The 19,237-nt window shown below is 70.9% G+C and carries 13 protein-coding genes; 6 read left to right on the top strand and 7 right to left on the bottom strand.

From position 1 onward, the window contains the following. Positions 1–7 precede the first annotated feature (7 nt). Positions 8–1,687 (top strand): NADH-ubiquinone oxidoreductase-F iron-sulfur binding region domain-containing protein, encoded by a 1,680-nt coding sequence (locus LG334_RS16220; RefSeq protein WP_404379635.1) that lies wholly within the window; start codon positions 8–10, stop codon positions 1,685–1,687. Beyond that, complete coding sequence (fdhF, locus tag LG334_RS16215; RefSeq protein WP_404379634.1) at positions 1,684–4,404, top strand: formate dehydrogenase subunit alpha; 2,721 nt, start codon at positions 1,684–1,686, stop codon at positions 4,402–4,404. Before LG334_RS16220 ends, fdhF begins: the two co-directional genes overlap by 4 nt. A 64-nt stretch (positions 4,405–4,468) precedes the next feature. On the opposite strand, the gene LG334_RS16210 is transcribed toward fdhF, so the two are convergent. From LG334_RS16210 to nirB, 7 genes are all read right to left on the bottom strand, one after another. Continuing rightward, the gene (locus LG334_RS16210; protein ID WP_404379633.1) at positions 4,469–5,686 is read right to left on the bottom strand and encodes an MFS transporter; all 1,218 of its coding nucleotides are present in this window, start codon (positions 5,684–5,686) and stop codon (positions 4,469–4,471) included. Beyond that, positions 5,683–7,107 carry an NAD(P)-binding domain-containing protein gene (locus LG334_RS16205; RefSeq protein ID WP_404379632.1) on the bottom strand — a complete coding sequence of 475 codons (1,425 nt, stop codon included), beginning with the start codon at positions 7,105–7,107 and terminating at the stop codon, positions 5,683–5,685. The genes LG334_RS16210 and LG334_RS16205 overlap by 4 nt, the downstream gene beginning before the upstream one ends. A 74-nt stretch (positions 7,108–7,181) precedes the next feature. After that, positions 7,182–7,577 carry a PadR family transcriptional regulator gene (locus LG334_RS16200; RefSeq protein ID WP_404379630.1) on the bottom strand — a complete coding sequence of 132 codons (396 nt, stop codon included), beginning with the start codon at positions 7,575–7,577 and terminating at the stop codon, positions 7,182–7,184. 52 nt (positions 7,578–7,629) lie between these two features. Further along, positions 7,630–9,102, bottom strand: a complete 1,473-nt coding sequence (gene cysG, locus LG334_RS16195; protein WP_404379629.1) for a siroheme synthase CysG — start codon at positions 9,100–9,102, stop codon at positions 7,630–7,632. A 13-nt stretch (positions 9,103–9,115) separates the two neighbouring features. Beyond that, complete coding sequence (locus LG334_RS16190; RefSeq protein ID WP_404379627.1) at positions 9,116–11,749, bottom strand: molybdopterin-dependent oxidoreductase; 2,634 nt, start codon at positions 11,747–11,749, stop codon at positions 9,116–9,118. Further along, entirely contained in the window at positions 11,742–12,077 is a 336-nt protein-coding gene (nirD, locus tag LG334_RS16185) for a nitrite reductase small subunit NirD (RefSeq protein WP_404386396.1), read from the bottom strand. Before nirD ends, LG334_RS16190 begins: the two co-directional genes overlap by 8 nt. An 18-nt stretch (positions 12,078–12,095) precedes the next feature. Continuing rightward, positions 12,096–14,579: a nitrite reductase large subunit NirB gene (nirB, locus tag LG334_RS16180; protein WP_404379625.1), complete on the bottom strand. Its 2,484-nt coding sequence runs from the start codon at positions 14,577–14,579 to the stop codon at positions 12,096–12,098. Positions 14,580–15,330: 751 nt separating this feature from the next. On the opposite strand from nirB, the gene LG334_RS16175 reads away from it, so the two are divergent. The 4 genes from LG334_RS16175 (at position 15,331) to LG334_RS16160 (ending at position 19,224) form a co-directional block, all read left to right on the top strand. Next, positions 15,331–16,686, top strand: a complete 1,356-nt coding sequence (locus LG334_RS16175) for a NarK family nitrate/nitrite MFS transporter (protein WP_404379623.1) — start codon at positions 15,331–15,333, stop codon at positions 16,684–16,686. A gap of 91 nt (positions 16,687–16,777) precedes the next feature. Further along, complete coding sequence (locus LG334_RS16170) at positions 16,778–17,377, top strand: ANTAR domain-containing response regulator (RefSeq protein WP_404379621.1); 600 nt, start codon at positions 16,778–16,780, stop codon at positions 17,375–17,377. 3 nt (positions 17,378–17,380) lie between these two features. Further along, a complete protein-coding gene (locus tag LG334_RS16165) occupies positions 17,381–18,604 on the top strand; it encodes a CmpA/NrtA family ABC transporter substrate-binding protein (RefSeq protein WP_404379619.1) in 1,224 nt (407 codons plus the stop codon). A gap of 155 nt (positions 18,605–18,759) precedes the next feature. After that, complete coding sequence (locus LG334_RS16160; RefSeq protein ID WP_404379617.1) at positions 18,760–19,224, top strand: PRC-barrel domain-containing protein; 465 nt, start codon at positions 18,760–18,762, stop codon at positions 19,222–19,224. The last annotated feature ends 13 nt before the right edge of the window (positions 19,225–19,237 follow it).

Genomic DNA, 19,237 nt, shown 5'->3' with positions numbered 1-19,237 from the left:
AGGCGCCATGACCACCGACACGCTCGCCCGCGACGGCCGCCGGAAACGGCGGCAGAAAGGCCCGGTGGTCGACCCCGCCGCGCGCGCCGAGGTGGCGGCCCTGACGGTCGGCCTCGACCGCCGCCGCGACGTGGTGATCGAGGCGCTGCATCGGGTCAACGACGCCCTCGGCTGTCTGCCGGAAGCGCATGTGGTGGCGCTGGCGAGCCTCTGGAAGCTCGCGCCGGTGGAGGTCTTCGAGGTTGCCACCTTCTACGCCCACTTCGACGTGATCCGCGCCGGCGAGCCGCTGCCGCCGCGCGTTCCGGTGCGGGTGTGCGACGGGCCGGCCTGCCGCATGGCCGGGTCGGACGCGCTGCACGACGCGCTCGCCGAGGCACCGCCGGAGGGCTGCCGGGTCGGTCACGGCCCCTGCATGGGACGCTGCGAGATGGGCCCGACGGTGCTGGTCGGGCGGCGGGCGGTGACGCGGGCGACGGCGGCGGCGGTCGCCGATGCCGTGGCACACGCCGCCGATCCCCTGCCGCCGTCGGACGCCCAGCGCCTGGCGCACGCCCATGCCGAAGGGGCCTACCGCGTGCTCGCCGACCTGCGGGCGGGCCGGCGCACCGACGACGAGGTGCTGGCGATCCTGGAGGAAGCGGGCTTGCGCGGCCTTGGCGGCGCCGGCTTCCCGACGGCGCGCAAGTGGCGCACCGTGCGCGACCTGCCGGGGCCCAAGGCGGTCTGCGTCAACGCCGATGAAGGCGAGCCCGGCACCATCAAGGACCGCGTCTGGCTGGAAACCCGGCCGCACCGCATGCTCGAAGGGGCCCTGGTGGCGGCGCATGTGGTGGGCGCCGATCTGGTTGTCGTCTACCTGCGTGACGAATACCCCGAGGCCCACGCCCTGCTGGCCGCCGAGATCGAGGAACTGGCGGCGCACGGCCTGACCGAAGGCGTCACGGTGGAACTGCGGCGCGGCGCCGGCGCCTACATCTGCGGCGAAGAGTCGGCGATGATCGAGAGCATAGAGGGCAAGCGCGGCTGGCCGCGCCACCGGCCGCCCTACGTGGCGCAGAAGGGCCTGTTCGGCCGCCCGACGGTGGTCAACAACGTCGAGACGCTGGCCTGGGTGCCGGAGGTCCTGGAGAAGGGCGCCGCATGGTGGAAAAGCCTGGGCCGCCGCGACCGCGCGGGCCTGCGCGCCTTCTCCGTCTCGGGCCGCGTGAAGGAGCCGGGCGCCAAGGTCGCACCCGCCGGCATCACGCTGGCGGAGTTGATCGAGGAACACTGCGGCGGCATGGCCGACGGCCATACGCTCACGGCCTTCCTGCCCGGCGGTGCCTCGGGCGGCATCATGCCCGCAGGCCTCGCCGACCTGCCGCTCGACTTCGGCAGTTTCGAGCCGCACGGTGGCTTCATCGGCTCGGCGGCGGTGATCGTGCTGTCGCAGGCCGACGACCTGCGCGACGTGGCGCGCGACCTGACGCGCTTCATGGCGCACGAGAGCTGCGGCCAGTGCACGCCCTGCCGCGTCGGCTGCGACAAGGCGGTGACGCTGCTGGAAGAACCGGCCTGGGACCTCGACCTGCTGGCCGACCTGGGGCAGGTCATGCGCGATGGTTCCATCTGCGGCCTCGGCCAGGCCGCGCCCAACATCTGGCAGACGCTGCTGCGCCATTTCCCCGAGGAGGCCGTGCGATGACCGCCTTCACCCTGAACGGCGAGGCCGTCGAGGCCCGCCCCGGCGAGACCATCTGGCAGGTCGCCGACCGCCTCGGCGTGGCGCTGCCGCACCTGTGCTACCGCGACGAGCCGGGCTACCGCCAGCCCACGGGCACCAAGGGCGGCAACTGCCGTGCCTGCCTGGTGGAGATCGAGGGCGAGCGTACGCTGGCCGCCTCCTGCATCCGCGTGCCCATGCCGGGCATGGTGGTGACGACCGAAAGCGCGCGCGCCGAGAAGAGCCGCGCCCTGGTGCTCGAACTGTTGGGCGCCGACCAGCCGGCGACGGCGGAGCGCTCGCGCGTCCACCATTGGCTTGCGGAGGCCGGCATCGACCGCAGCCGCTTCCCCGCCCGCCGCGAGCCGGCGCCGGCGCCCGACGCAAGCCATCCGGCCATGCGGGTGAACCTGAGCGCCTGCATCTCCTGCGGCCTGTGCGAGCGCGCCTGCCGCGACGTCCAGGTCAACGACGTCATCGGCTTCGCGGGCCGGGGCATGGGCACCACCGTCGTCTTCGACACCGCCCGCCCCATGGGCGAGAGCACCTGCGTGGCCTGCGGCGAATGCGTCCAGGCCTGTCCGACCGACGCCCTGCTGCCGGCCTCGCGCGTCAGCACGCCGGCGGAAACGGTCGACAGCGTCTGCCCCTACTGCGGCGTCGGCTGCCAGGTGAGGCTGACGGTCGAGGAAAACCGCATCGTCGAGGTCGAGGGCCGCAACGGCCCGGCCAACGAGAACCGGCTGTGCGTGAAGGGCCGCTTCGGCATGGACTACGTCCACCACCCGCAGCGCCTGACGGTGCCGCTGATCCGCAAGGAGGGTGCGCCGAAGACCTGCGACATGGACCCGGCGAACCCGTGGACGCACTTCCGCGAAGCCTCGTGGGACGAAGCGCTGGAGCGGGCGGCGGAGGGCTTCCGCCGCATCCGCGACGACCATGGCGGCGGCGCGCTGGCCGGCTTCGGCTCGGCCAAGGGCTCCAACGAGGAGGCCTTCCTGTTCCAGAAGCTGGTGCGCACGGGGTTCAAGACCAACAACGTCGACCACTGCACGCGGCTGTGCCATGCCTCTTCGGTGGCGGCGCTCATGGAGATGGTGGGCTCGGGCGCGGTGACGGCGCCGGTGAAGGAATGCGGGAACGCCGAGGTGATCCTGGTCATCGGCGCCAACCCGACGATCAACCACCCGGTCGGCGCGACCCATATCAAGAACGCGGTGAAGAAGGGCGCCCGACTGATCGTCATGGACCCGCGCGGCCAGGCGCTCAGCCGCCACGCCGCCCGCATGCTGCAGTTCAATCCGGGCACCGACGTGGCGCTCCTCAACAGCCTCATGCACGTTGTCATTGGCGAAGAGCTCTACGACCGCGCCTTCGTGACCGAGCGGCTGGAGGGCTTCGAGGTGCTGAAGCAGCACGTCTCGGCCTTTTCCCCCGAACGGATGGCGCCCATCACCGGCATCGCGCCCGAGGTGGTGCGCGAGGTCGCCCGCGCCTTCGCCACCGCCCGCGGCGCCATGGTGTTCTGGGGCATGGGCCTGTCGCAGCACGCCCACGGCACCGACAACGCCCGCTGCCTCATCGACCTGACGCTGATTTGCGGCCACGTCGGCAAGCCGGGCAGCGGCCTGCATCCCTTGCGCGGCCAGAACAACGTGCAGGGCGCCTCGGATGCCGGGCTGATCCCCATGGTCTACCCCGACTACCGGTCGGTGGAGGACGGCGGCGTGCGCGGCTTCTACGAAGGCCTGTGGGGGATGGCGCTCGACCCGGACAAGGGCCTGACGGTGGTCGAGATCATGCACGCCGCCCACGCCGGGCGCATCAAGGGGCTCTACGTCATGGGTGAGAACCCGGCCATGTCCGACCCCGACCTGGAGCACACGCGGGCGAGCCTCGCCTCCCTCGATCATATGGTGGTGCAGGACATCTTCCTGACCGAAACCGCCATGCTCGCCGACGTGGTGCTGCCGGCCTCGGCCTTCCCCGAGAAGACGGGCACCTTCACCAACACCGACCGGCTGGTGCAGCTCGGCCGCGCCGCTCTCCGCCCGCCCGGCGAGGCGCGGCAGGACCTGGAGATCATCCAGGCGATCGCCTGCCGCCTCGGCCTGGAATGGGACTACGCCGGGCCGGCCGAGGTGTTCGCGGAGATGCGCCGCTGCATGCCGTCCATCGCCGGCATCTCGTGGGACCGCCTGGAGCGCGAGGGCGCCGTGACCTATCCCTGCGCGGCCGAGGACGACCCCGGCAAGTCCATCCTGTTCGACGACGCCTTTCCGCTGCCCGGCGGCAAGGCGCGCCTGAAGACCGCCGAGGTGCTGCCGCCAGCCGAACTGCCCGACGCCGAATACCCGCTGGTGCTGACCACGGGCCGGGTGCTGGAACACTGGCACACCGGCGCCATGACCCGCCGCGCGACGGCGCTGGAGGCCCTGGAGGGCGAGCCCCACTGCCTGCTCGCCCCCGCCCTGCTCGACCGGCTCGGCGTCGCTGGCGGCGGCGGCGTCCGGCTGACGACGCGGCGCGGCTCCATCGCATTATCCGGCCGCCCCGACCCGCAGGTGCCCGAGGGCGTGGTGTTCGTGCCGTTCTGCTACACGGAAGCGGCGGCGAACCTGCTGACCAACGCCGCTCTCGACCCGACCGCCAAGATCCCCGAGTTCAAGTTCGCGGCGGTGCGGGTGGAGGCTCTCTGACGTGTCGCTCATCGACGGTCTTCGACGCCCCGGCGTAGTGCTGCGCCGGGGCGTTTTACCTTGATCAGGCTGTGCGGGGTATCGTCCGCCGTACCCGCGCGACGGTCGCCGCCCAGAAGGCTCCCGCGACTGCCACCGTCGTTCCCAGGGTCACGGCAAGCATCAGTCCGTAGCTATCCGACACCGTCCACAGCGCCGCCGCCGCGGCGGGTGCGATCGCCTTGGCGACCGTCTGCGGCACCGCGATCATGCCGTTGAGCCGGCCGTAGGCGTGGCGTGTCAGCAACTCCGGCACCGCGATCCCGCGCACGATGGTCATGATCCCGTTGGCCGCGCCATAGAGCAGCGCGAAGGCCGCCAGAAGCACCGGCCCCTCGGCCACCGTCAGCAGCACCACCGCCACCGGCAAGGCGGCCACCGTCACGCCGCCGACGACGCGGACGGATCGGTCGCGGGCCAGCATCCAGACGAACAGCCGCCCCGCCACCTGCGCCGGCCCGATGAGCGCGATCGCCATCACCACCGCCTGCGCCGACAGGCCGCGCTCCAGCAGCAGGGGGTATAGGTGGTAGGTCAGGGCGGAGAACGTGCCGTAGTACAGGGTGAAGGCCGCCGCGAGGCACCAGAACACGGGCTGCCGCAGCGCCCAGGCGGGCCCGGCGCCGGATGCCGTGTCGCCGCTCTCCTCCTCTGTCCGCTCCGGCGCGGCCGGCGGTGGCGCGTCGCGGCGTCGGTCGATGGCGGCGCCGTAGAGCGGCAGGCACAGCAGCAGGTTGACCGCCGCCAGGACAAGCAGCGCGTCCCGCCATGGCATGGTGTCCAGCAGGACCTGCACCAGTGGGACGAAGACCGTGCTGGCGAAGCCGCCCCACAGGGTGAGCGTGGTGATGCCCTTGCGCGCCTCCGGCCCGTAGCGTCGCGCGACCACGGCGAAGGCGGGGTCATACAGCGTCATCGCCTGCGCCAGTCCGAGGCCGGCGAAGATCGGGTAGAGGACGGCGATACTCTCCACCTGGCTCCAGGCCACCAGCAGCAGGGCCGCCAGCAGGGCGCCGCCGCTCATGACCCGGCGGCCGTATCCGCGGTCGATGGCGGCGCCGACGCCATAGGCCGCGACGCTGCCCACCAGGAGCCCGATGGTCGGCGCCAGGTAGAGCGTCGTGCGGTCGACGCCGAGCGCCGCCTCCATGGGCACCGCCAGGAGGGGGAAGCTGTAGTACAGCGTCCCCCATGAAGCGATCTGGCCGACGCCGAGGGCGGAGATGAAGGTGCCGCGTGTCACGCCGAGGCTCCGCAGCAGGCATCGGCCACGGCCGGAACGGGCTCGCGCGTGGTGCCGCACCCGCAACCCTCCTCGCCGGCGGCCTTGGCCTCCGCGTCGGCGCGACAGCAGGCATCGGCCTCGACCGGAGCAGGCCCGCCGCAACAGCCGTCATCGCCCGCCGCTGCCACCGCCGGGGCCGAGCAGACGCCGGTTTCGGGCAGGACAAGCCGCACGTCGTCGGCCGCCGCGTGGTCCCCGTCCAGGGCGGCGACCACCGAACGCACCTGTTCGTAGCCCGTCGCCATGAGGAAGGTGGGTGCGCGGCCGTAGCTTTTCATGCCGACAACATAGAAACCCGGTTCCGGGTGGCAGAGTTCGCGCGCTCCGTGGGGCCGCACCGTGCCGCAGGAGTGCAGGTTGGGGTCGATGAGCGGCGCCAGGGCCGGCGGCGCCTCCACCGCCGGGTCCAGCGCCACGCGCACCTCGCGCAGCATGGACAGGTCCGGCCGGAAGCCGGTGGCGACGACGATCCGGTCCACGTCCAGGCGAACGCTCTCGGGCCCTTGCGTTCCCTCGACCGCCAGCCCGTCGCCGGCCGGCGTGATCCGGTCGGTTGAGAAGGGCGCAAGCATGGTGACGCGGCCATCCTCGATGGCCTGGAGCGCCCGGCGGCCCAGGTCGCCGCGCGCCGGCAGCTTGTCGTTGAGCCCGCCGCCCTGCACCTTCTGCGGCCGGTCGTGGCGCAGCGCCCAGGTGATGCGGGTGCCGGGCGCACGCTCCCGCAGGCGCAGCAGGTCCAGCACCACGTTCATGGCCGAATGACCGCCGCCGACCACCAGCGTGCGAGCATCGGCGTAACCGGGATCGGCCAGCACGTCGGGAATACCGGCCGTCAGGCGCCCCGCCGCGCGGGCGGCGTCCTCGCCGTCGACCGGCAGGCCGTCCAGGCCCATGGGATTGGGCGATCCCCAGGTGCCGGAGGCATCGATGACGGCGCGCGCGAGCAGCGTCTCGGAACGTCCGTCGGCCGTGCCCAATCGCAGCCGGAAGGGTGCCGCCTCGCGCCCCGCGTCGGTCAGCTTGTCCCGGCCGGCGCGGCTGATGGCGGTGACGGTGGTTCCGGTGCGGATGTGCGGTGCCAGGGCGGGCAGGGCGGCCAGGGGCTCCAGATAACGGGTCACGATGTCGCCGCCGGTCGGGATGGCGTCGGGATCGGGCGCAGTCCAGCCCGCCGTCGCCAGCAGGCGCTCCGCCGCCGCCGCAACGTTCCACCGCCAGGGGGAGAACAGCCGCACATGGCTCCACTGGCGCACGGCGTCAGCGACTGCCGGCCCGCGCTCCAGCAGTACGAAAGGCAGGCCGCGCTCCGCCAGCTCCGCTGCCGCGGCAAGCCCCACGGGGCCGCCGCCGATCACTGCTACGGGAAGGGGTCCGTTCATGATGGAATCTCCTCATGCCAAGAAGGCAGATGCATCGAAGGGTAAAGTGAAGGAGCAAAAAAAGGGGCGGCCGTTCAGCCGCAGCACCCCCCGGCGGTGTCCAGGTCCGGCCCGACCACGTCGCGGGCGGCGAGAAGGCTGTCGGTGACCTCCATCCAGGCTGCCACGGCCACCCGGAAAGCCTCGCGGCCCTTGTCGGTCAGCGTATAGACGCGGCGCTCCCGCCCCGACACGATCTCCGTTTCGGACTCCACGTAACCGCCGGCCTCGAACTCCTTGAGCGCCGGGTAGATCGCACCTTCCGAAGGCGAGCAGCACCCCGATGTCACATGCTCGACCGCCTGCACGATGTCGTAGCCGTGCATGGGCCGGTCGTGCAGGACGCGCAGGATGAAGAACTTGGACAGGCTCATCTTGATGATGCCGTTCCAGTAGGTGCGGTCGGTGTAATCGGGGCGTGGTTTGCTCACGGCCTGAATCCTCGTCAATGTCCGGTCACGCTACACCCACCGCATCGATGCATCAAGGGGTAATGCATTGCTCCAAGTGGCATAGGGTCGCCATGCCGGCGCTGTTGAGGCGGGATGGCGCCGGCCAGCCTGGCGCCTCGGCCACGGCGTCGCCGATCAGCAGCAGGGCGGGTGCTGCCGCGTCCATGGGGCGTTCCATCACGCGGTCCGCCAAATCCGAAAGGGGCGCCCAGACGCTCGCCGCGTCAGGACGGCAGACGCTTGCGGCCATGACCGCCGGCGTTGCGGGAGGCACGCCGGCGGCGATCAACGACCCGGCGATTCCGGCGATCTGGTCCCGGCCCATGTAGACCGCCAGCGTCGTCGCCGGATCGGCCATGGCCCGCCAGTTGACCGCCGCCGTCTCCTGCGGCGTCCGGCAAGAGGCCGTCGTCAGCCGCAGCGACCGCGCCACGCCCCGGTGGGTGAGCGGCAGCCCCAGCTCTGCCGCCGCTGCGATCGCTGTGGTGATGCCCGGCACGATGCGCACCGCGATGCCCGCCTCCCGCAGGAAGGCGGCTTCCTCGCTGCCGCGCCCGAAGATGAAGGGATCGCCGCCCTTCAGCCGCACGACCCGAAGGCCGCGCTGCGCGCAGGTCGCCATCATGCGGTTGGTGAAGCCCTGCGGCACCGACGGGCGCCCCGCGCGCTTGCCGACGGGCACCAGCCGGGTCTCGCGGCGGGCCAGCGACAGAATGCTCTCGGGCACCAGGGCGTCGTGCAGGATGACGTCGGCCGTGCCGATGGCCTTCACCGCGTTGACCGTCAGCAGGCCGGGATCGCCGGGGCCGGCGCCCACCAGGGTGACGGAGCCGGCCTCGGCCGTTCCGTCGGCGGCGAAGCGGTCCAGTTCCGCCTCTATGAGGGCGGTGGCCTCGGCCTCCGTCAGGCCCATGAGCCTGTCCGCCAGTTCGCCGGTCAGGACCGAATCCCAGAAGCGCTGCCGGGCGCGCGTGGTGGGCAGGGCATCCTTCACCCGCTGGCGGCACGCCCTGGCCGCCGCCGCCAGCCGCCCGGTGCCGGCGGGGATGGCGGTTTCCAGGCGCTGGCGCAGGGTGCGGGCCAGGGCGGGCGCACCGCCGCCGGTGGAGATGGCGACCATCACCGGCGCGCGGTCCAGCATGGCGGGCACGGTGAAGTCGCACCGCTCTGGGACGTCGACCACGTTGAGCGGGATGTTCCGCGCCTCGGCGGCGGCCTGGACCGCATCGGTGAGCGCCGCGTCGCCCGACCCGTCGATGACCAGCCGGGCGCCGTCCACCATTTCGGCGGCGAAGGGGCGGCGGTCCCACGTCAGGCAGCCGTCGCGGACCATGGCCGCGAGGTCCTCGCACAGCGTATCGGCCACCACCACAACGGCGGCGCCGGCACGGGTGAGCAGGCGCGCCTTGGAGGCGGCCGGCTCCGTCCCGCCGACCAGCAGCACCTTGCGGCCGCGCAGGTCCATGAAGACCGGGAAATAGGGCATGGAGGTATCGTCGGTCATTGAGAGAGCCTCCTCAGGCCGCGACGGCGGGTTTTGCACGGCGCAGGATGTCCTTGATCTCGGGCAGGCAGGAGCCGCACCCGGTGCCGGCCCTGGTTCGCCGGCCGATGTCTTCGGTGGTGACGGCACCGCCGGCGACGGCGGCGGTTATGGCCTCGCGGGACACGGCATGGCAGGAACACACCATGCCGCCGTCCTCCACCCCCGATCCCTCGGGCGCCCGGCCGGCCAGCAGGACGGCGCGGTCGGCGGCGGACAGGGCTCCGGCGGCGAACAGTTCCACCAGCCACGACCGTGCCACGACGGGCCGATCGGCGCCGGAGAACAGCACGGCCTCCAGACGGTCACCGTCCATCCAGGCGCGGCGGACGACGCCGTGGCGCGGGTCGGTGAACTCCATGGGCGAGAGGCCCGCAAGGTCCAGGTCCGGCGCCGCGTCGCCCGCAAGCTCATAGGCGAGGCACGGCCCCGCCGCCCGCCGCACCCAGTAGGGCAGGGCGGAGAGGTCGGGCGCCGCGCGGCAGAGCAGCAGCCCTTCCCACGCCGGGGTCCAGGGCTCCACGCGCACCGGAACGTGCTTGCTTTCCGGCTGGCCCGACAGGGCGTCGACGTGCCCCGCCACAAGGCGCCCGACGGCGCCGGCGGCGGCGGTGGTGTCGCTCCAGTGCATGGGCAGGAACACCTCGCCCGGCCGCTGGGCCTCGGTCATCGTCACGCGGGCGAGCAGGCTGCCGAGGCCGCTGGTGACGCGGGCGAGGCCGCCTTCGGTGAGCGCGCCGGCATCGTCCGGATGAACCTCCACCAGCGGTTCGGGGCGGTGGGCCGACAGCCGCGCGGATAGGCCGGTGCGGGTCATGGTGTGCCACTGGTCGCGGTACCGGCCGGTGTTGAGGATCAGTGGATAGCGCAGCGAGGCGCGCTCCGCCGGTGCCGTCTGCCGGACCGCGATCATGCGGCCGCGCCCGTTGGCATGGGTGAAACGGCCGTCGCCGTACATCCGCGCCGTCCCTGCCGGAGCCTCCTTGGGGGCGGGCCACTGGACCGGGGCGAGGGTCTCGAACGCCTTGGGCCTGATGGCGGCGAGGGCGCCGATGTCGAAGGCCCGCGCGCCGTCGTTCTCGAAGGCCGAGACGGCGGCGTGCTCGCGGAAGATGTCCGCCGGGCGCTTGTAGGGGAAGGCCGCGCCATGGCCCAGCGCGCGGGCGACGTCGGTCATGATCCGCCAGTCGGGCCGGGCCTCGCCGGGAAGGGGACGGAAGGCGCGCTGGCGGGAGATGCGGCGTTCCGAGTTGGTCACCGTGCCGTCCTTCTCTCCCCAGGCCGCGGCGGGCAGGCGGATGTGGGCGTGGCGCATGGTGTCGGTATCCGCCACCACGTCGGACACGATGACGGTGGGGCAGAGCGCCAGCGCCTCGCGCACGAGGTCGGACTCGGGCAGGCTGACGGCCGGGTTGGTCGCCATGATCCACAGCGCCTTGATGCGCCCGTCGCGAACGGCACGGAACAGGTCCACCGCCTTCAATCCCTGGCCGCCCCGCAGCGCCGGGGCCTTCCAGAAGCGGCGCAGGCGGTCGACGTCGTGGGGGTCGTCGGGATTCATGTGGGCGGCCAGCTGGTTGGCGAGCCCGCCCACCTCGCGCCCGCCCATGGCGTTGGGCTGTCCGGTGACGGAGAACGGCGAGGCTCCGGGCTTGCCGATGCGGCCCGTCGCCAGGTGGACGTTGAGGATGGCGTTGACCTTGTCCGTCCCCCGGCTCGACTGGTTCACGCCCTGGCTGAAGACGGTGACGGTGCGGGGCGTCGTCGCGGCCCAGTGGTAGAACAGGGTCAGGTCCGCACGCCTCAGCCCGCAGGTTTCGGCGACGTCCGGCGCGTCGGCTTCCGCCGCCTCCAGCGCCGCCTCCAGGCCGGAGACGTGGCGGGCGACGTATACCGCATCAAGCGCGCCCGTCCGCGCCAGATGGGCGAGCAGCCCGTTGAACAGGGCGACATCGGTGCCGGGCCTGATCTTCAGGTGCAGGTCGGCGAAGTCGCATGTGGCGGTTTCGCGCGGGTCGATGACCACCACCTTCGTCCCCCGGTCCCGCCGCGCGGCCCGCAGCCGCTGGGCCAGCACCGGATGGCACCACGCAAGGTTCGAGCCCGTCAGCACCACCAGGTCGGCCAGTTCCAGGTCCTCGTAATTGCCCGGCACGGCGTCGGCGCCGAAGGCGCGCTTGTGGCCGGCGACGGTGGAGGCCATGCACAGGCGCGAGTTGGTGTCGATGTGCGGGCTGCCGATGAACCCCTTCAGCAGCTTGTTCGCGACGTAATAGTCCTCGGTCAGCAACTGGCCCGAGACGTAGAAGGCGACCGCGTCCGGCCCGTGGGCCTCCACGGTCTTGCGCAGGCGGTCGGCGGTGGCGGCGACGGCCTCGTCCCATGTTGCGCGGCGACCGTCGACCTCGGGGTGCAGCAGGCGCACAGCCCCGGCGTCCTCGGCCCGCACGGTGTCCATGAGCGCGGCACCCTTGGAGCACAGCCGCCCCTTGTTGGCGGGATGGTCAGGGTCGCCCCCGACCTCCCAGCCCGTGCGCCCCCGGCTGAGGATCAACCCGCAGCCGACGCCGCAATAGGGGCATGTGGTCTTTATCGTCTCCTCAGCCATTGGCCGGCCCCTCGCGCCAGGGGACGAGGCCGAGCACCACGCGCCCGTCCTCCAGCCGTGCGGGGATGGTGCCGGTGCAGCCTTCGTCCGGCCCCATGGCCTGCCCCGAGCCCAGGTCGATGACCCAGTTGTGCAGCGGACAGGTGACGGCGTGGCCGTGGACGATGCCTTCCGACAGCGGTCCCTGCTTGTGCGGGCAGGCGTCGCGCAGGGCGAAAATCTGGTCGTCGATGGTGCGGAAGACGGCGATGCGTCCGGCCGGATGCTCGACGGTCCGCGCGCCCTGGCGGGGGATGCTGGACAGCGGGCCGATGTCGGTCCAGGTGATGATCTGATCCATGTCGCGTTACTCCACCGAGGCCAGGGTCTTGAAATCATTGGCGTGCTGGCCGCACGACGCGGTGCGCTCCGCCCAGGGGTCGGACTGGCTGTGGTTCTGACTGTCCAGGAAGCGGGCGTGCAGGGCGGCGCGGTTCCCGGCGTCGTCCACCATGCGCTGCCGCACGAAGTCCAGGCCCACACGCTCGATCCAGGGCGCGGTGCGCTCCAGGTACCGGGCCTCCTCGCGGTAGAGCTGCATGAAGGCGCCCGCGTATTCGTGCACCTCGTCTTCGGTCGTCACCTTGCACAGCAGGTCGCAGGCGCGCACCTTCATGCCGCCGTTGCCGCCGACGTACAGGTCGAAACCGCCGTCGGTCGCCACCACGCCGAAGTCCTTGATGGTGGCCTCGGCGCAGTTCCGCGGGCAGCCGGAGACCGCCATCTTGAACTTGTGCGGCGTCCACGATCCCCAGGTCATGCGCTCCAGCGACATGCCGATGCTCATGCTGGCCTGCGTCCCGAACCGGCACCATTCGCTGCCGACACAGGTCTTCACCGTGCGCAGGCTCTTGCCGTAGGCGTGGCCGGAGACCATGCCGGCGGCGTTGAGGTCGGCCCAGACGGCGGGCAGGTCCTCCTTCTTCACGCCCAGCAGGTCGATGCGCTGGCCGCCGGTGACCTTCAGTGTCGGGATGCCGTACTTGTCGGCCACGTCGGCGATGGCGCGCAGCTCGCGCGGGTTGGTCAGGCCGCCCCACATGCGTGGCACCACGGAATAGGTGCCGTCCTTCTGGATGTTGGCGTGCAGGCGCTCGTTTACCAGGCGGCTGGCAGCATGGTCCACGTACTCGCCGGGCCACGCGGCCAGCAGATAGAAGTTGAGCGCCGGCCGGCAGGAGGCGCAGCCATCGGGCGTCTTCCATTCCAGCGCCTGCATGACGGCGGGGATGCTCTTCAGCGCCTTGGCCTTGATGAGGCGGCGGACGCTGTCGTGGTCATGGTCGGTGCACTTGCACAGCGCCTTGACCTCCAACGCCTGGTAGCCGTCGCCCAGGGCGTGGGCCAGTAGCCCTTCCACCAGCGAGGCGCAGGAGCCGCAGGAGGCGCTGGCCTTGGTCTTCGCCTTCACCTCGTCCAGCGTGGTCAGCCCGTGCTCGGCGATGGCCTGGGTGATGGTGCCCTTGCAGACGCCGTTGCAGCCGCAGATTTCCGCATCATCCGGCAGCGCCGCAACGGCGTCGGTAGGGTTTGCCGTGCCCGCTCCTCCGGCGGCGGCGAAGGCCTGGCCGAACAAAAGGGTATCGCGGCGGTCGCTGACGTCCTCGCCCGCCTTCAGAAGCTGGAAGTACCAGGCGCCGTCGGCGGTGTCGCCGTAGAGGACGGCGCCCTTGACCCGGCCGTCCTCCAGCACGAGGCGCTTGTAGACGCCGCGCCCGGCATCGCGGAACACGATGTCCTCGGTGCCCGGCCCGCCCGAGAAGTCGCCGGCCGAGAAGACGTCGACGCCCGTCACCTTCAGCTTGGTGGAGGTGACGGAGCCGGTGTAGCCGGCGGTCTCCAATCCCGCCAGGCGGGCGCCGACCACCTTCGCCATCTCGAACAGGGGCTGGACCAGCCCATAGCACTGCCCCCGGTGCTGGACGCATTCGCCAACCGCCAGGATGGCGGGGTCGGAGGTGGTCATGAAGTCATCGACGACGATGCCGCGCTCCACGTCGATGCCGGCGTCGGCGGCCAGCGCCGCATTGGGGCGGATGCCGACGGCCATGACCACCAGGCTGGCGGGAATCTCGGTGCCGTCCTTCAGGCGCACGGTCCGGACATGGTCTTCGCCGGCGATCGCGGCGGTGTCGGCGCCGGTGAGCACGCGCACGCCCCGGCGCTCCAGTTCCCCGGCCAGCAGGTGCCCGGCGGAGGTGTCGAGCTGGCGTTCCATGACGTGGTCGGCCAGGTGCAGGACGGTGACGTCCATCCCACGGGACTGGAGGCCGACGGCGGCTTCAAGCCCCAGCAGGCCGCCGCCGATGACGACGGCCGAACCGCCGCCGGCGGCCGCGGCCAGCATCTTGTCCACGTCGTCGGCGTCGCGGAAGGTCACCACGCCGGGCAGGTCGTGTCCCGGCACCGGGATGACGATGGGGCCGGAGCCGGTGGCGATCAACAGGCGATCGTATGGCACTTCCGTACCGGATCGGGCGATCACCTTGCGGCCCAGGCGGTCGATGCTCACCACCGGGTCGCCCGAATGCAGGGTGATGCCGTTGGCCTCGTACCAGTCGGCATCGTTCAGCACGATGTCGGTGAAGCTCTTTTCGCCCGACAGCAGGGGCGAGAGCATGATGCGGTTGTAGTTCACGCGCGGTTCGGCGCCAAACACGGTGATGTCATACAGGCCGGGCGCGCGATCCAGAAGGTCTTCCACGGCGCGGATGCCGGCCATGCCGTTGCCGATCACCACCAGCCGCGGACGGCCGGCGCCGGAGGGGGAGGGATGGGAGATGTGGGTCATCGTCGGGTGCTCCATCTCGCGGTGCACAATTCCTGTGCAAAACAAAAAGGCGCCCAACCGTGCCGCCGCCCCGTGGGGCAACTGCATGGTCGGACGCCGTTATCCGGTGGGGCCCGGCCTTGGGCACCCAGTATGTCTGCCCGCCTTCGAGGCGGCGGCGCGGACGTCGTTGCCCGCTGCCGTCCATCTCCTTACAAGCCGCGTGCCAGACTCGGCCGATCGGCCGAAACAGCCGTAAGTGCCTGTTTTTGCCAACGATTGATACGGATGGCCGTCTCGGCGGGGTTCCACTTGCAAGGATTTATGCGCAAAAATTGTGCGGCTCTCCGAATGGCGCTCAAGAATCGGGCATGAGGAGACCGTGCCGGGATCGCTCCGGCCCGCGGCACGGCGTTGGACGGGCAGGAAAAGCCGCGGCGGAACAACATCTTACCGCGCTGCACTCAGCCTTCTGGTGGTTTGGCACGAGGGTTGCTGATACTCCGGTGCCTTTCCGGCGTGTCCGGGAACGGCTGCCTCCGACGGCGGGGGCTCTTCATACAGATCGTCCAACGGCGGACGACCAGGCACAGGCGCCTGACCATCAAGGCGGCACCGCACGCGCGGCGCGCCGTCGAAGGTCACGGTGTCTTCATGCGTGGCCGCCGCGGGACGGAAACCGACAGGATCGCGGCTGGCCTTGGGACGACATTCGGCCGGGCCCGCGTCACCGAGAGAGGGCGGGCCGGCCCCGACGTGAAGGGCTTGCACCATGGAACTGCGGCACAAGGCCCCGCGCATCACCCTCTTCAGCCTGAAGACGGTGCAGATGCGCACCTTTCATCTGACCTGGCTTTCCTTCTTCCTGTGTTTCTTCGGCTGGTTCGGCATCGCGCCGCTGATGGCCGTCGTGCGCGACGACCTGGGTCTGACCAAGGCCGAGATCGGCAACACCATCATCGCCTCCGTCGCCATCACCGTCGTCGTGCGGCTGCTGATCGGCCCCTTGTGCGACAAGATCGGCCCGCGCCGCACCTACACCGGCCTGCTGGCGCTGGGCAGCATTCCGGTCATGTCCATCGGCCTGGCTGATTCTTACGAAAGCTTCCTGCTGTTCCGCCTGGCCATCGGCGCCATCGGGGCCAGCTTCGTCATCACGCAGTATCATACCTCCGTCATGTTCGCGCCGAACGTGGTCGGCACCGCCAACGCCACGACGGCGGGCTGGGGCAACCTGGGCGGCGGCGTCACGCAGATGGTCATGCCGCTGGTTTTCGCCGGCATCCTGATGTTCGGCGTCGAGGAGACCATGGGCTGGCGCCTCGCCATGGTGGTGCCGGGTCTGGTGCTGCTGGTCGCGGCTGCGCTGTACTGGATGTTCACCACCGACGCGCCGGACGGCGACTTCAAGGACCTGCGCGCCCGCGGCGAGCTGCCCGAGGCCAAGGGCGAGGCCGGCGCCACGCGCGGCTTCCTCGCCGCCGCCAGGGACATGCGCGTCTGGGCGCTATTCCTGGTCTACGGCGCCTGCTTCGGTGTCGAGCTGACCATCAACAACATCGCCGCCATCTACTTCTACGACACGTTCGACCTCAGCCTCGCCACGGCGGGCATCATCGCCGGCCTGTTCGGCCTGATGAACATCTTCGCCCGCACGCTGGGCGGCGTGTTCTCCGACCGCTTCGCCGGCCGCGCCGGGCTGAAGGGGCGGGTGACGTTCCTGTTCCTGGTCCTTCTGCTGGAGGGGCTTGCGCTCATCCTGTTTTCGCAGATGAGCGTGCTGATCGTCGCCATCGGCGCCATGGTGGTGTTCTCGCTGTTCACGCAGATGAGCGAGGGCGCGACCTTCGGCGTGGTGCCCTTCATCAACCGCAAGGCGCTGGGCGCGGTGGCCGGCATCGTCGGCGCCGGCGGCAACGCGGGTGCCGTGGCGGCGGGCTTCCTGTTCAAGTCGGAGCAGCTGACCTACCAGGAGGGCCTGCTGTATCTCGGCATGGCCGTGGTGGTGTGCTCGTTCTTTGCCCTGGCGGTGCGGTTCTCGCCCGAAACGGCGGCCGACGAGAAGCGCCGCTTCGACGACGCCGTGGCCGAACGCAACGCCGCCCCGATTGGGGTGCCGGCCGAGTGACGATACGGCGTTTTCATAATTCCGCGCGCGCGGCGGTCCGGCTTCGGCCGGGCCGTCGCGCCGCGTCGCCGGGCAAGGGGGAGGAGGGGGAATGACGACAGCAACCGCCGAGGCGGACCTCACCATCCTGGTCATCGACGGCGATCCCGACCGCGCCGCTGTGGTGGAACGCGGCCTGGTGGAGGCGGGATGGCTGCGGGTCAGCGTCATCGGGCCGTCGGTCAACCTGTTGCAGCGCGTGCAGGCGCTGGGCCCCGACGTCATCATCATCGACCTGGAAAACCCCGACCGCGACACGCTGGAGCAGATGTTCCAGGTCAGCCGCGCCGTGCGCCGCCCTATCGCCATGTTCGTCGACCAGAGCGACAGCGCCATGATCCGGGGCGCGGTGGAAGCGGGCGTCAGCGCCTATGTGGTGGACGGACTGCGCCAGGAGCGCATCAAGCCCATCGTGGAGATGGCGATATCGCGCTTCAACGCCTTCGACCGCCTGATCAGGGAGCGCGACGAGGCCCAGGCCCGGCTGGCCGACCGCAAGCTGATCGAGCGCGCCAAGGGGCTTCTCATGAAGAACAGGGGGCTGGCGGAGGAAGAGGCCTACACCCTGATGCGGCGCACCGCCATGAAGCAGAACCGCAAGCTCTCCGACATTGCGCAGAGCGTTATCACCGCCTTCGAGATGGAGTTCTGAGCAATGGCCGAGACCGTCAAGCTGGGCTTCGTGCCGCTGATCGACTGCGCCATTCCCGTCGTCGCCCACGAGATGGGCTTCGCCGCCGAGGAAGGCCTGGCCCTGGACCTGGAGCGCGAAGCCTCGTGGGCCGCCGTGCGCGACAAACTGGCCTACGGCCTTCTGGACGCCGCCCATCTTCTGGCGCCGCTATCGCTTGCCATGAGCGCGGGCCTGGGGGGCTCGCCGGCCGTGCCGGTGGTCGCACCCATGGCGCTGGGCCTGGGCGGCAACGGAATCACCGTCTCCAAGGCCCTTTACGAGCGCATGACCGAGGCCGCGCCGGAGGTCATGGCCGGGCCGCGCGGGCGGTCGGCGCGCGCGCTGAAAAAGGTGATCGAGGCCGACCATGCGGCAGGGCGTCCGCCCTTGTCCTTCGCCAGCGTCTTCCCGTTTTCAAGCCACACCTATGAACTTCGCCTGTGGCTGGCGGACGCGGGCATCGACCCCGACCGCGACGTCAACCTGGGGATCGTCGCCCCCGCCCGCATGGCCGAAAGCCTCCACATGGGATGGATCGACGGCTACTGCGTCGGCGAGCCCTGGAACCTGCGCGCCGTCCAGCGCGGCGTCGGCGTGGTGGTGGCGACGAAGGCCGACATCTGGCCCAACGCGCCGGAAAAGGTGCTGGGATTGCGCGAAGACTGGGCGGCGGAGCGGCCGGAGACGACGGCGGCGCTGGTGCGCGCCCTGGTGCGGGCGGCGCAGTGGGCCGACGCGCCGGAGAACCGTCCGGCACTGGCGGCAATGCTGGCCGACATGCGCTACGTCGGCGTTTCGCCGGAGATTCTGGAGCCCGCGCTGTCGGGCCGGCCGGTGCTGCGCCCGGATGCGCCGGCGGAGGCGCTGGACCGGCATGTCTTCTATCGGTGGCAGGCGACCTATCCCTGGCCGTCGCGCGCGGTCTGGCTGCTCGACCGCATGGCCGAGGCCGGGCAGGCATCCCTGTCGCCCGCCGCGGCGGCGGCGCTTGCGCGGCGCGTCTTCCGCGACGACCTGTACGCGGGAGCAGTCCAGTCCCTGGGCGTCGCGGTTCCCGAGGCGGACCTGACGGCCATCGGATCTCATGACGCGCCGCACGATGTTCCCGCGCGCGGCGGCGGGACCGTCACGCTCGGCCCCGACCGCCAGTTGGGCCGGCGCACGTTCTATCCTTTCGGGCATGATGCCGCGTCTCGAGAGACCTGAAGAACCCGGGCCAATCGTGCCCCTGGCGACCACCGGCCCCTGACAGCCGCCGTCTTCGCGACGGCGGCCTTTTCTCAAAATCCCGCCGTTGCGCAACACTCGGCGTTTTGTCGCGTTTGTTTCCAAAATGAACGCAGGAAAGGGAGTCAACTGTCATGCGTTTTCCCATCCTCAGCACTCTGATGGTTTCGGCGATGGCGCTGGGATCGGCGGCGCACGCCGCGGACGCCCAGAGCCAGGACCAGAACAAGGGGATGCAGCAGTCCCAGATGCAGCAGGCCGCGAAGACTCCGCAGATGGATGCGCGGAGCCTGATGGAGAAGAAGGTTTTCGGATCGACCGGCGAGGAACTTGGTCAAGTGGCTGACGTGGTCATCGACCCGGAAGGCCAGGCACGCATGGTCGTGGTCAAACTGGACGGAGAGGACCGCGAAGTGTCCTTCAAGCTCGACGAAGTCGAACTCGCTGTCCAGGTTCCCATGACGCAAGACCAGACGGCGGGATTGGCCGATTGGGACGAGGATGATGAGTTGATCGACGCCGACTGGGGCACCCTGCGGGCCAACGGCGATTACTACGCCGGCGGCGCCGGCCCCTTGGCCGATGAGACTGCCGAGTAGAGCCGGACCGCGT

The organism is Caenispirillum salinarum (assembly GCF_044803115.1).
Lineage (GTDB): Bacteria > Pseudomonadota > Alphaproteobacteria > Rhodospirillales > Rhodospirillaceae > Caenispirillum > Caenispirillum salinarum_A.
This window is presented reverse-complemented; position numbering and strand designations above follow the sequence as displayed.

What these genes read in the sequence shown, in the direction of transcription:
- LG334_RS16220 (WP_404379635.1), top strand. Translation starts at nt 8, where the DNA reads ATGACCACCGACACGCTCGCCCGCGACGGCCGCCGGAAACGGCGGCAG.
- LG334_RS16170 (WP_404379621.1), top strand. Translation starts at nt 16,778, where the DNA reads ATGACGACAGCAACCGCCGAGGCGGACCTCACCATCCTGGTCATCGAC.
- LG334_RS16205 (WP_404379632.1), bottom strand. Translation starts at nt 7,107, where the DNA reads ATGAACGGACCCCTTCCCGTAGCAGTGATCGGCGGCGGCCCCGTGGGG.
- LG334_RS16175 (WP_404379623.1), top strand. Translation starts at nt 15,331, where the DNA reads ATGGAACTGCGGCACAAGGCCCCGCGCATCACCCTCTTCAGCCTGAAG.
- LG334_RS16190 (WP_404379627.1), bottom strand. Translation starts at nt 11,749, where the DNA reads ATGGCTGAGGAGACGATAAAGACCACATGCCCCTATTGCGGCGTCGGC.
- cysG (WP_404379629.1), bottom strand. Translation starts at nt 9,102, where the DNA reads ATGACCGACGATACCTCCATGCCCTATTTCCCGGTCTTCATGGACCTG.
- LG334_RS16165 (WP_404379619.1), top strand. Translation starts at nt 17,381, where the DNA reads ATGGCCGAGACCGTCAAGCTGGGCTTCGTGCCGCTGATCGACTGCGCC.
- LG334_RS16160 (WP_404379617.1), top strand. Translation starts at nt 18,760, where the DNA reads ATGCGTTTTCCCATCCTCAGCACTCTGATGGTTTCGGCGATGGCGCTG.
- nirB (WP_404379625.1), bottom strand. Translation starts at nt 14,579, where the DNA reads ATGACCCACATCTCCCATCCCTCCCCCTCCGGCGCCGGCCGTCCGCGG.
- fdhF (WP_404379634.1), top strand. Translation starts at nt 1,684, where the DNA reads ATGACCGCCTTCACCCTGAACGGCGAGGCCGTCGAGGCCCGCCCCGGC.